This is a genomic window from Brevibacterium sp. UCMA 11754, from assembly GCF_021532275.1.
GTDB lineage: Bacteria > Actinomycetota > Actinomycetes > Actinomycetales > Brevibacteriaceae > Brevibacterium.
Window position 1 is genome coordinate 112,956 of the sequence record NZ_JACBOT010000010.1, and the last position, 12,614, is coordinate 125,569.

The window sequence follows — 12,614 nt, forward strand, 5'->3', positions numbered from 1 at the left end:
TCAGTGTTCATGTCCTTCGAGCGCAGTGGAGATTTCGGTGATGTAGTCGCCCATCCAATCCGCGTAGTGCGCATCGGCCGGCATCGTCTCGCCGAGGTCGACGACCGGAACATCGGAATTCTCAGCCGTGGATTTCAGCTGCTCTGCCTGTGGACCTGCCGCTTGAGTATTGTACCCAAGCAGCACCGCCTCGCCCGAGGAAATCTGCTCCTCGGCCTTCTTCAGCACCAGAGGCGGCACGTCATTGCCCTCTTCCACCGCTTCGAGGAACTCATCGGAGGTGATGTTCTTCAGTCCCATGTCCTCGAACAGCCACAGCGGCACGGGTTCGGTGGCAGCGACCTCATCTCCATCATGTTGTGCCTTGGCGTCGTCGATCTGCGACTGCAGCTTCTCCAGTGTCTTCTTATAGTCATCCGCGTTGGCTGCGAAGTCGTCCTTATGCTCAGGCTCAGCCTCGCCGAGGTGGGTTGCGACCTCGTCGACGAGCTTCGTCATCGTGGGGACGGAGTACCAGAGATGTTCGTTGAATTCCCCGTGTTCATGGGCTTCGTCCTCGCCGTGGTCGTGGGCGTGGCCACCGGCACGGGCTTCCTCGTCACCATGGTCATGGCCCTCATTGCCGACCCCTTCAGATCCAGGCAGGCCCGAGATCGAGACTGTATCGATGGTGTCGACGTCGACATCGGAGGCCTCGAGCATCGTGGTCATGAACGAGTCGTAGCCGCCGCCGTTCTGCACCACCAGATCGGCCTTCGACAGCTTCAATCGGTCCTGGGTCGTCGCCTCATAGGAATGAGGGTCCTGGTTGGGATCGTCGATGACAGCGCTCACCTTCGCGAAGTCGCCTGCCACCTGCGACACGATGTCGGCGTACACATTGGTCGAAGTGACCACAGAGAGATCAGTGGACCCCGATGCCTGTCCCCCGCATCCGCTCAGGGCGGCAACAGTCGTGAGGGCTGCCGCCCCGGATATGAAGCCGACTAGGGAAGAGCGCATGATGTGCCTTTCAGAACGCAGGTGAGGAGAAGCGTGACAATGACGTTCACACTACTCAACCCGAAGACTCACCACTAATATAAATATTTATATATAGCAACTTGTTTATGTGTCCTCGCCGCGCTCGATCTGCTCCGAGTTCGAAGACGTTCCGGCAATGCCGAACGCCCGAGAGCAAGGCTCCCGGGCGTTCGATACGGCTATTCGACTGTTCAGGCCGCCTGTGACTTGACCTTCTTCGCCAGCAGCGCGGCGATCTGCACCGTGTTCAGGGCAGCGCCCTTGCGCAGGTTGTCGTTGGCCACGAACAGCACGAGTCCCTTGCCTGCCGGGGCGGACTGGTCGGCGCGGATGCGGCCTACGAAGCTTGCGTCCTTGCCGGCCGCCTTCAGTGGTGTGGGCACGTCATCAAGTTCGACACCGGGTGCCTCAGCGAGCACCTCGGTGGCCCTGGCCGGGGTGATCTCGGAGTCGAACTCCGCGTGGATGCTCAGGCTGTGCCCGGTGAACACGGGAACGCGCACGCAGGTGCCAGCCACGAGGAGATCCGGCTTACCGAGAATCTTGCGGCTCTCGTTGCGCAGCTTCTTCTCTTCGTCGGTCTCGAGCTCACCGTCGTCGACGATAGACCCTGCCATGGGCAGGACGTTGAATGCGATGGGCTCGACGTAGTTGTCCGGCGCGGGCAGGGTCACGGCGCTGCCGTCGCGGGCCAGCTTGCGGGAATCTGCAACCCCGGCTTCGAGCTGCCCGGCGAGTTCCTCGACTCCACTCACACCCGAACCGGACACTGCCTGGTAGGTGCTGACGATGAGCCGCTTGAGTCCGGCGGCGTTGTCGAGCGCCTTGAGGACCGGCATAGCGGCCATCGTGGTGCAGTTCGGGTTGGCGATGATGCCCTTGGCCACCGCGTCGAGGGCCTCAGGGTTGACCTCGCTGACGACGAGCGGAACCTCGGGGTCGGATCTCCAGGCCGAGGAATTGTCGACCACGGTGACTCCGGCCGCGGCGAAACGCTCCGCCTGCGCCCGGGAGGTGGCTCCACCGGCAGAGAACAAGGCGATGTCGAGTCCGCTGGGATCCGCCTCGGCGGCGTCTTCGATGGTGATGTCCTCACCGTTGAACTCGATGACCTTGCCCGCGGACCGCGCCGAAGCGAAGAGCCTCAGACTGTTGATCTCGAATCCTGGGTTGTCTGCCAGCAGGTCGAGCATGACGCCGCCCACCTGACCTGTTGCTCCGACTACTCCGATATTGACGCTCATCGTCCGGTACCTCCGTAAACCACTGCTTCGTCATCTTCACTGTCGAGTCCGTACGCGGCATGCGCGGCGCGGACTGCGTCGTCGAGAACGTCTGCCCTCGTGACGACGCTGATGCGGATCTCCGAGGTGGAGATCATGTCGATGTTGACCTGGGCTTCGCTCAGCGCTTCGAACAGGATGGCGGTCACCCCCGGGTGAGAGCGCATCCCCGCACCGACGACGGAGAGTTTGCCGATCTGGTCGTCGTAGCGAACCTGGTCGAAGCCGATCGAGGCCTTCACCGCGTCGAGGGCTTCGAGCGCCTTGGCGCCATCGTCCATCGGCAGGGTGAACGAGATATCGGTCTTGGCCGGCTCTCGTGTGGAGATATTCTGCACGATCATGTCGATGTTGATCTCTGTCGCAGCCATGGTGTTGAAGATCTCGGCGGCTTTGCCAGGAACGTCGGGAACGCCGACGATCGTGACCTTGGCCTCCGAGCGATCATGGGCGACTCCGGAAATGATTGCCTGTTCCATGTTGGACTCCGTTTCTGATTCCGCTGCCGGGGCCTTCGCTCCCCGTGTCGACCGGAAGGCTTCAGGAATGGGTGAGTCAGTCACCCAGGTGCCTTGCTTACGTGAGAATGAGGACCGCACGTGCACCGGCACGTTGTAGCGGCGGGCGTATTCGACGCACCGGAGCATGAGGACCTTGGCGCCCGAGGCCGCCATCTCCATCATCTCCTCGTAGCCGATCTCATCGATCTTGTGCGCGGTCGGCACGATGCGAGGATCGGCGGTGAAGACCCCGTCGACGTCGGTGTAGATCTCGCACACGTCGGCATCCAGTGCCGCTGCGAGGGCTACCGCGGTGGTATCCGATCCGCCGCGTCCCAGTGTGGTGATGTTCTTCGCTGTCTGGCTGACTCCCTGGAAACCGGCCACAATGGCCACGTATCCCTGGTCAAGTGCCGAGCGGATTCGGCCTGGCGTGACGTCGATGATGCGCGCCTTGCCGAACTGCTCGTCGGTGATGACACCGGCTTGGGAGCCTGTGAATGACTGTGCTTCCTCGCCGAGGTTGGCGATCGCCATGGCAAGAACAGCCATGGAGATGCGCTCACCGGCAGTGAGAAGCATGTCGAGCTCACGGGCTGGGGGCATCGGAGAGACCTGTTGGGCCAAGTCGATGAGATCGTCGGTGCTGTCTCCCATGGCCGACACCACGACGACAACTTCGTGACCGGCCTGACGGTTTTCGACAATTCGCTTGGCCACCCGCTTCACCGATTCCGCATCGGCTACCGAGGACCCGCCAAACTTCTGGACGACTATGCTCACTGCAGTCTCTTCCTTATCGCTGATAAGTTCCGTGCCGGGCGATCGATTCCATGCTTCCGAACATGGTTGTCTCGTGCTTGCATCGATCAGGATTTCAGCCGTGTCGGCTCTCCGGCACCGTGACCATTGTATGAGGTCAGCCGTTTCACTTCACCTTCGCCCGTCATTCAGACACTGCTCAGGTCCCCGGGTTCTACGTCGTGGATCCGCTGAGATCCCCGAGCTGCTAACGATCGCGGGCGTTTCGCCAGTGACGCGTTCTGCTCGTCTCAGTCGGGCCGAACGTTGACGGTGAAAAGGTCGCCAGGTTGGCAATCGAGCACTTGGCACAATGCGATGAGCGTGGAGTATCTGATGGCTTTGGCGCGGTTGTTCTTGAGAACTGAGAGGTTCGCCAAGGACACATCAACAAGCCTCGAGAGCTCAGTCAGACTCAGCCCTCTCTGCGTCAGCACCGAGTCAAGATGACAGACGACGTGCAGCGACTCGAATTCCTCGACCATCAGACGAGGCCCTCGAGTTCTTCCTGGGCCTTCTGCCCCGACTTGAAACAGCGGCGCAGCAGCTCGGTTCCACCGACGACGCCTAAGAGCACGAACGCCTGGACGGTCGTCACGCCGGGGCCGACATCATCGGCGATGTCGAGGTCGCGCGAGACCATGTTGCTGCCCAGTACCATGGTGCCGAAGTACACCAAGCATCCGACGGCGATGACGCTCTCGAGCACTCCGAGCGCTTTGATCGACCGAGCAGTGAACGGGTCACCTTTGGCGATGTCTCTGATGATGGGAACGATCGATATCGCCGCAACGATGAAGGTGAGGATCAGAGCGATCTTCGCAATGAGAAGGAGCACCAATGTTGCGGTTGCCAGATCTGTGGTCGCCACCGTTAACTGTGTCAGACCGCTCAGTGTGGCATCTGCTCCCGGGAAGTCGAGCGTGGCCACAGCCTCCGACTCGAACTCCAGCGGAAGCCTGATCCTCTCATGAACGAGGCCGGTGATCAGCTCCGTCACGGCATAGATTACGTAGAATCCGATCGCCAGTCCGACCCAGAGTTCGTAGCCCGTGCCCAGGGCCTTCTGTTTGGCAGTGCCGTCTCCGCGCTTCATCCCACCCTTGAGACTTCCACTGACGGTGTCGTCTGGCTCCTCGGGCAGTTCGCTGCGTCCGTTTTCCTTTGTCATGATCCCGCCTTCTCTTCGTGGCGTATCCAGGTGGGAACGTCAAGTCTCCGGCCCAGATCCACCACATCGACTCGCAAATGGTTATCGTTAGTCGATATATCGATAAACAATATACTTCACGATAATCGATATGGTGTCAAGGACTGGGATCGAACGACTGCTGACGTCAGGAGACGAGCACTGAACAGAGGAGACGATCAGCAGAGGCGGAGCTGTGGAGTCAGATCAGTCCATTTCGCGCCGGCCGGAGAAGGCTCGGCCGAGCGTGACCTCGTCGGCGTACTCAAGGTCTCCCCCGACGGGCAGTCCCGAGGCCAGCCTGGTCACGGTGACTCCCAACGAGTTGAGCAGGCGCACGAGGTAGGTGGCTGTGGCTTCACCCTCGAGGTTCGGGTCGGTGGCGATGACGCATTCTTTGACCTCCCCGTCCTGCAGACGCGGCATCAGCTCTTTGATGCGCAGATTGTCGGGACCGACCCCTGCCATGGGATCAATCGCGCCGCCGAGGACGTGATAGAGGCCCCTGTATTCGCGGGTGCGTTCGATGGCGACGACATCCTTCGGCTCCTCGACGACGCAGATCATCGAACGATCGCGACGCGGATCCTGACAGACGGTGCACTCTGCCTCCTCAGAGACATTGCCGCAGATGTCGCAGAAGCGCACGCGCTTCTTCACTTCGGTCAGGGCCTGCGCCAGAGCGCTGACGTCGGCGGATTCAGATTGGAGAATGTGGAACGCCAGTCGCTGCGCGGACTTCGGGCCGATGCCCGGAAGCTTGCCGAATTCTTCGACCAGGTCCTGCAGGGCACCTTCGTAAACCGCGCTCATACTTCTCTTTCATCAATGATTTCGCCGCCGAGGACGCGTGCGATCACGGCCACGCCGATCTGTGGAGCTTCCGAGACGTCGAGGTCCGTCTCCGGATCATATTCGTCTTCGTCGGCACCGGAGCGTTGGGGCTGAGCACTTGCGCTGTCGTCCACCGCACCGTTTCCGGGCAATGAGCCGTTGGCATCCTGCGGGTACGCGTTTGCTCCGGTCTGGGCCGGTTGCTGTGGGGTGGCGCCTCCGTGCTTCTCGGCCAGAGCAGCGAAACGGGATTTGAATGGCTTCGCGCCCCCGTGTCCCTGAGGTCGCGAGGACTGTGCCGATTGAGCCTGCGGCTGCGAGTGCGAAGTGGGCTGTGCCGCAGAATCCGACAGTCCCATGTCCCCTTCCGCGTAGTCACCGAGGAAGTCGAGATCATCATCCTCTGGAGGAGGAACCACCAGCGCTCCGACTTCCACAGCTCCCGAACCCGCGCTCGTGGACTCGTCGACCGGATCGTTCGACGAAGCCTCGCCGTCTGGGGAACCACCGAGGTTCGGGGCACCATTGTTCCGGTCGCTATCGCTGCGGGCACCGGCGTTCGGGACGCCAGCGCTCGGAGCACCAGCGTTCGGGTCGCCAGCACTTGGCCCATCGTGCCAGGTCGGCTCCTCCCACCGTGGCTGCACATACTCCATGGGTGCGTCCGGTGTCGTATGTGATGTGGTGGGCGCCGGTGATGTGGTGTGCGCCAGTGGATCACCATCCGATTGCTGATCGGTCGCATGGTCGGAAGGGCCGCTGAAGAAGTCATCGTCCGAGAGATCGGGCACGACGATATCCGAATCCGCCGCTGGATCGTCAGGCTCTGCTGCCTCCCGGGCTGGCTCGTCGATCATCGGATCGTTGGACTCCGACAGCCCCTGGGATTCTGTAGATTCCTCTGGATCTTCGGACGCCGCCGGTTCGTCGACCCGTTGCGATTGTTCGGCCGACCCGGCGAGACCGTCCGGGCCGGGCTGTTCACCCAACGTGAACTCTTCACTCGAGCCGGGTTTTCCTGCTGGTCCAGAGTGGCGGCCTGAATCGTCGTCGGCCTGAACGGGTACATCCGTTGAGGTGTCGGGGTCGGAGTCAGTCGGTGACTGTGGAGCTTCGTGTGACGCCGGCTGTTCTCCCTCCTCGTCGTCGGACCAAGGACCTTGAGGAGACCCGCTGGTCTCCCAGAATTTCTCGTGATCAACCTGCGGCTTGTCGACCTCTCGAGTGCCGACGACCGCGGCGACTTCCTGAGGGCTGGGTCGCCTCTGTGTGGGAGCCTGCCCCCGATTGCTGGCCGCCTCATTCGCCACCGGTGCCGAGTCGCCCTTGCCACCGCTTCCGCGCCCGGCATCCGCCTGACTCGAATTTCCACCTATACGACCGACGTCGCCGATATCGATGCGAGCTTGGATGCCGAGGACATCATTGATCGCCATCGCCAGCTTCGCTGCGTGGTCTCTCTGCTGGAAGCCCTGGACGGAACCGGCGTTGTTGAATCCGAGGTAGACGACACCCTCAGAGAACGACTGCGGGATCGCATTCGCAGCAATGATCGCCCTGGTCAGGCGACTGCGTTTCTCGACTGCCGCGAGGATGCTCGGCCAGGCCCGTCGAATGGCTTCGATCTCGCCACCGATGTTGCCCGCACCGGCCACGGCGACGCTTTCCGGAGCAGAGCCAGCGCCTGGGGCTGATTCCTGAGATGGCGCACTGACTTCAGGCTCACGCTGCGCTCGAGGTTCCTGTGCAGGTCGGGCCTGCCCTGCCTCATTATGAGGCGCCTGAGCCTGGTTCTGGGGTGCTTGCGCCTGGGCAGTCTGCTCCTGCGGTGCAGTTTCGACCACGGGCTGCTCTTCACGAGGTTCCGCTTCTGCGGCTGCGTTCACTGACGGTGATGGATCTGGAGTCGAGCGCGGTGGCTCGTTGAGCATGGATTCCGCAGCGACAGCCATCTCGGCGAGGTCGTCGAAATCATCATGCGGTGCTTGACTTGAGGGCTGTGCAGCGGGAGCCTGCGCAGGCTGTGCCGAAGCTGCCTGTGCCGAACTCGACGGCGCAGCTTCTCGCTGCTGGGCACCGGCAACCGGCTGGGCAGTGTTGTCCTGCACTCCATACTGCGGGGCCGGCGGAATGTTTGCGGCCGTTCCCGATGCGGACATGCCGATCCGACGTTCCATCCGTTCGACACGGCTGAGCACGGCATCGCGGCTGCGGCCCGAACCGGGCAGAAGAATACGCGCACAGATCAGCTCGAGCTGCAACCTCGGCGAGGTTGCTCCTGACATTTCGGTCAGACCCTGGTTGAGAAGGTCGGCGGCACGCGAGAGTTCGCCCTGGCCGAACCCTCTGGCCTGCAGAGTCAGCCGTTCGAGGCGGTCGGGAGGGACCTCAGGCAGGAAGGCATGAGCGGCTTCAGGAGCAGCATTGATGACGATGAGGTCGCGCATGCGCTCGAGCAGGTCCTCAACGAAGCGACGCGGATCCTGACCGGACTCGATGACACGTTCGACGGCCCGGTACACCCCGCCGCCGTCACCGGCGGAGAACGCATCGACGATGTCGGACAGCAGGGAGTCAGGAGTGTAGCCCAACAGTGCGATGGCTCCGGCGTAGTCGACACCGTCGGGACCCGAACCGGCAATGAGCTGGTCGAGGACGGACAGGGTGTCACGCACGGAACCGCCGCCGGCGCGCACGACGAGCGGCAGCACACCCTTGGCGACCTGCACACCTTCGCGGTTGCACAGATCTTCCATGTAGTTGCCCAGTGCCTCGGGCGGAACCAACCGGAACGGGTAATGATGGGTCCGCGAGCGGATCGTGCCGATGACCTTCTCGGGCTCGGTCGTCGCGAAGATGAACTTGATGTGAGGCGGCGGCTCTTCGACGATCTTGAGCAGAGCATTGAAGCCCTGCGAGGTCACCATATGAGCCTCATCGAGGATGAAGACCTTGTACCGGTCACGTGCCGGGGCATAGATCGCACGCTCACGCAGGTCACGGGCATCGTCGACACCGTTGTGGCTGGCCGCGTCGATCTCCACGACGTCGAGGGATCCCGGGCCGCCGTTGGCCAGGTCCTCACAGCTCGGACACTCACCGCAGGGCACAGGAGTCGGGCCCTTGGCACAGTTGAGGCACCTCGCCAGGATCCGAGCCGAGGTGGTCTTGCCGCAGCCTCGGGGGCCGGAGAACAGATAGGCATGGTTGATGCGGCCACGTTCGATCGCGGCCTTCAGCGGATCGGTCACATGCTCTTGACCGATGACCTCATCGAAGGTCTCTGGGCGGTATCTTCTGTACAGTGCGGTGGACACGCCCCTAGCCTAATGCCAACGGCTGACACGACACACGGACCGTTCCTCGACGCCATGGTGACCTGGAACCCATCGCCGCGCCCGATGCCCGATGCAGTCCGTTGTAAGCGGCGGTGCGAATCGGGCACGATAGAGACTATGAGCCACTCCACCCCCGATTCCCCCGACAACTCCCCTGCCGAAAACGACCCCGCGAAGACCTACCGCATCGGACACAAAGAGCGCGACGAAGCGATCGAAGTCCTGCGCGAAGCCGCCGGCGACGGCCGGATCACGGTTGAGGAACTCGACGAGCGCATGGAGAAGGTCCATGCCGCCCGGTTCCCGATCGATCTCGACGAGGTCCTCTCCGACCTCACCACCGATCTGCCCTCCGATCGCTTCCGTCCCGGCGCCTCTCTCACCCGATCGACTCCCGCAGGGCAGGCCATCGAGACGGGAGAGCCATTGGTCATCAAGGCCGGCTGGGAGAATGAGCTCCGGCGCGCCAAATGGCAGGTCCCTCCCTATATCCGGTGCCACCCGACAGGGGCGAACATCGAACTGAACTTCCTCGAGGTCGAGACCGGCCTCGAGGTCATCGATGTCGAAGTCGTCGCCGGCATGGGGTCTGTGATCGTCGTCATCCCCGATGACTGGGCCGTCAACATCGACTCCCTGTCCAAATCATGGGGTTCGGTGAAGTCCGTGGTCAACGCCGTTCCAGAGGGCCGCAAGCCGATCATCCGAGTCACCGGTTCGGTCGGCATGGGTTCCTTCCGCGCCCGTTTCGCGAATTTCCTCGACCGCCGTCGGATGGCCAAGTGATGGAACCCGGTCTCGGCGCGGTCATCTTCCTCATCCTGGCCATCATCGTGGTCGTCAGTGTGGGTGCCTTCCTCGTCTACCGGGTGATGAATCGTCCCGATGCGCACATCGGCTCGCGCCTTCCCAAAGACGATCCCCCCGCCGAGGCGGGACCTGAGGACGGCAGGGACTCGCACCGAAATCCTTGAAATCCGTGTCGGGCCATGGTCGACTCGTGACATGGTCGATGTCCGGATCACCCGCATCGAGCCCGACGATGTCGACGGGCTCACGCGTTGGCACGGCCTCATGCGTGAGGCCTACACTGCTGATCGAACCGCACCCTGGTGGCAGAGTCTCGAATCCACCCTCACCCAGTTCGCCCACCCGCGTTCGGACAAGGTGGACATTGCACTCCTGGCCCACCTCGGCGAGGAGGCCATCGGCGGTGCGGAGATCAACATCGTCACCGATGCTCCCGCCGATGTCGAGATCGGGGTTGTGCCCGACCGCCGGCGCCGGGGTCACGGTACCTCGATAGCCGGAGTCGTCGAGGAACTGCTGCGCGGGCGCACGGAGCTGGTCCAGACCGAGACCTACTGCCCGGAGGGCGTTGCCTTCGCTCAAACCCAGGGCCTGCGCATCGGCAACCAGGAACATCGCTTCCTGCTCGACCTGCCGGCCTACCTGCACGACGATGCGAACCGTTACAAGAACCCGGATGCGAAGTCGCGTCTGACCGCAGCGCCCGATCCTTCCCTGTCGATCACCTCGTGGATCGGGCGCTGCCCGGACGAAGCGGTCGAGGATTGGGCGAGGCTGCGTGAACAGATGGACGAGGATGTCCCCGTCGGCGAACTCACTCGCACCCTCAAACATGCCGGTGCGAGCGCCATCCGCACCCATGAGGAGCGGATGGCGGAGCAGGGCTGGATCCTCGTCAGCTCGATCGCGCACATCGACGACGATTCCAGCGGGCCTGCCCCTGTCGGCTATACGGAGATCATGGTCTCCCGCCACGAACCGGACATCGTCATCCAGGAGGACACCTTCGTCGACGGTGCGTATCGCGGTCGCGGCATCGGACGCGGACTCAAGGTCGCGAACATGCGCCAGCTCCACGACATCCCGGAGGCCGCCCAGGCTTCATGGGTCCAGACCTACACAGCGGCGGGCAACGGGCCGATGCACGCGCTCAACCGGGATCTCGGCTTCTTCTCTGCGGATTCCATGACCGCGCTCGAGGGACGTTTCGACTACAGTTGAGTGTGAAAGTTCCGGCTAACTGAGTGAAGCAGGCACCCGTGTCCTCCAACATCCTCATCACCGTCTTGGTGTTCATCGTCGTCGTCATCATCACGGTGATCATCGTCCGCAGGCGCGCCGCGAGCCGCCGCAAGTTCGAAGAGAACGCGGCCGCACCCCGCCGGCCGCAGGATCCGTTCGCCCCCGAACAGAACACCGGCGGGGATCCGGAGACGATCAAGGCCGGCGACCTGCTCGAATTCGGCAATGAGAAGTTCTTCGTCCGCGGCTCCCTGCGCATCTCCGAGGGCGGCTACGACTGGGCCGAGCACTTCTTCCAGGCAGACCAGTCCGCCACCCGCCTGTGGCTGACCGTCGAGAAGGATCCCGACCTGCAGGTCTCCCGGTGGAGTGATCGCCCCGAGCTCGACATCGAGCCCAAGGCGAAGACCATCACGATCGAGGGCACCGAGTACAAACTCGTCGAGCACGGGACCGCCTCCTACCGCTCCGAGGGCACCACCGGCCTGAATCAGAAGGGCGGCGTGGACTACGTCGACTACGAGTCCGATGACCACAAGCTGCTCGCCTTCGAACGCTTCGACCACGGCCGCTGGGAAGTGAGCACCGGCGAATCGATCCCGGTCGGCTCCTTCACCATCTACTCGGGCAGCTGATGACACTCACTCCCCCATTGACCGGGCCGGTGCCGACCCAGCACGTGAGCCTCGACGTGGCATTCGCCGATACATCTGCCCAGGCACTGACCTTCAGCCTCGACCACGGCCGCATCACCCCTCTGGCCTCAGACTTCATCGACCTGCCGTCGTCGGATGGGCAGGACCGCTCGCGTCTCGAACTCCACGTCATCGGCTCATCCCACCAGGTCATCCTGAGCGAGAACGACGCTGACTCATTCATCGAAACCTTCGCCTGCCTCGGCGAGGATGAGCGTCCTGGCTGGGACACGACCCGCACCACTGCCGGAACCTGGTCGGGTTTCACCCGACATCAGTTCCGATGCGAGCTCACAGATGTGGCCGGCAGCTTCAGTGATGCCGCCGCCGAGGTGGTGGCCCGTTCGAGTGCCCACGACCGTCACCTCGTCGTCGACTTCCCCGGTGAACCGGGTGCGCTCACAGCATTGGCGCTCACGGACATGACAGCGGAGCAGGTCTCCTGGCAGAGCTGGCACTGCTATCCGCAGCACCGACAGATCGTGCACAGCCACAGTCAGCTGAGGAGGAGATCATGAGTCGCGATCCCAATGTCTCCATGGGCGGAGGCTCCTTCAACTTCGACGCCGAGAACGGGCGCGGCACCGGCGGCGGAGACCGCGGATCCGGGGGCAATCGCGGCTCCGGGCCCTCGAACAACCACTCCGGCGGCCCGAAGAGACGCTCCGGCTGCGGCACCGTCGTCATTCTCATCGTCATCGTCCTGATCCTCGGCAACATCATGAATGGCTGCACGGATGACTCGGACGGCTCGGGTGGCGGTGGCGGAGGATTCTTCTTCCTGCCCTTCTTCGGTGGCAGCTCCAGCAGCACAGGATCGAACTACGGCGACGGCTCTGGATTCCGCGGCGGCGGACCCGGCACAGGCAAATGACAGCGTTCGCGGCAAATGACAGTAC

13 protein-coding genes are annotated in these 12,614 nt (G+C 62.9%); 6 read left to right on the plus strand and 7 right to left on the minus strand.

Translation table 11 applies throughout. The features are described from left to right. From HX613_RS06105 to HX613_RS06135, 7 genes are all read right to left on the minus strand, one after another. Positions 1-1,002 carry a metal ABC transporter solute-binding protein, Zn/Mn family gene (locus HX613_RS06105; protein WP_235344512.1) on the minus strand — a complete coding sequence of 334 codons (1,002 nt, stop codon included), beginning with the start codon at positions 1,000-1,002 and terminating at the stop codon, positions 1-3. A gap of 212 nt (positions 1,003-1,214) precedes the next feature. Further along, complete coding sequence (locus HX613_RS06110; RefSeq protein WP_235344513.1) at positions 1,215-2,267, minus strand: aspartate-semialdehyde dehydrogenase; 1,053 nt, start codon at positions 2,265-2,267, stop codon at positions 1,215-1,217. Next, positions 2,264-3,589, minus strand: a complete 1,326-nt coding sequence (locus HX613_RS06115; protein ID WP_235344514.1) for an aspartate kinase — start codon at positions 3,587-3,589, stop codon at positions 2,264-2,266. The genes HX613_RS06110 and HX613_RS06115 overlap by 4 nt, the downstream gene beginning before the upstream one ends. Before the next feature lie 269 nt (positions 3,590-3,858). Continuing rightward, entirely contained in the window at positions 3,859-4,092 is a 234-nt protein-coding gene (locus HX613_RS06120) for a helix-turn-helix domain-containing protein (protein WP_235344515.1), read from the minus strand. Continuing rightward, a complete protein-coding gene (locus HX613_RS06125; protein ID WP_235344516.1) occupies positions 4,092-4,778 on the minus strand; it encodes a DUF2975 domain-containing protein in 687 nt (228 codons plus the stop codon). The genes HX613_RS06120 and HX613_RS06125 overlap by 1 nt, the downstream gene beginning before the upstream one ends. Positions 4,779-5,003: 225 nt before the next feature. Beyond that, positions 5,004-5,609 (minus strand): recombination mediator RecR, encoded by a 606-nt coding sequence (gene recR / locus HX613_RS06130; protein WP_198397770.1) that lies wholly within the window; start codon positions 5,607-5,609, stop codon positions 5,004-5,006. Beyond that, positions 5,606-8,947, minus strand: a complete 3,342-nt coding sequence (locus HX613_RS06135; RefSeq protein ID WP_235344517.1) for a DNA polymerase III subunit gamma and tau — start codon at positions 8,945-8,947, stop codon at positions 5,606-5,608. The genes recR and HX613_RS06135 overlap by 4 nt, the downstream gene beginning before the upstream one ends. 138 nt (positions 8,948-9,085) lie before the next feature. On the opposite strand from HX613_RS06135, the gene HX613_RS06140 reads away from it, so the two are divergent. The 6 genes from HX613_RS06140 to HX613_RS06165 are packed head-to-tail and all read left to right on the plus strand — an operon-like array spanning position 9,086 to position 12,589. Next, positions 9,086-9,754 carry a DUF1707 SHOCT-like domain-containing protein gene (locus HX613_RS06140; protein WP_235344518.1) on the plus strand — a complete coding sequence of 223 codons (669 nt, stop codon included), beginning with the start codon at positions 9,086-9,088 and terminating at the stop codon, positions 9,752-9,754. After that, a complete protein-coding gene (locus tag HX613_RS06145) occupies positions 9,751-9,942 on the plus strand; it encodes a hypothetical protein (protein WP_235344519.1) in 192 nt (63 codons plus the stop codon). The genes HX613_RS06140 and HX613_RS06145 overlap by 4 nt, the downstream gene beginning before the upstream one ends. A 31-nt stretch (positions 9,943-9,973) precedes the next feature. After that, the gene (locus HX613_RS06150) at positions 9,974-10,999 is read left to right on the plus strand and encodes a GNAT family N-acetyltransferase (RefSeq protein WP_235344520.1); all 1,026 of its coding nucleotides are present in this window, start codon (positions 9,974-9,976) and stop codon (positions 10,997-10,999) included. A 38-nt stretch (positions 11,000-11,037) separates the two neighbouring features. Beyond that, positions 11,038-11,655, plus strand: coding sequence for a DUF4178 domain-containing protein (locus HX613_RS06155; RefSeq protein WP_235344521.1), 618 nt, complete (start codon positions 11,038-11,040; stop codon positions 11,653-11,655). Next, complete coding sequence (locus HX613_RS06160) at positions 11,655-12,233, plus strand: DUF2617 family protein (RefSeq protein ID WP_235344522.1); 579 nt, start codon at positions 11,655-11,657, stop codon at positions 12,231-12,233. The genes HX613_RS06155 and HX613_RS06160 overlap by 1 nt, the downstream gene beginning before the upstream one ends. After that, positions 12,230-12,589: a hypothetical protein gene (locus HX613_RS06165; protein ID WP_235344523.1), complete on the plus strand. Its 360-nt coding sequence runs from the start codon at positions 12,230-12,232 to the stop codon at positions 12,587-12,589. Before HX613_RS06160 ends, HX613_RS06165 begins: the two co-directional genes overlap by 4 nt. Positions 12,590-12,614 lie beyond the last annotated feature (25 nt).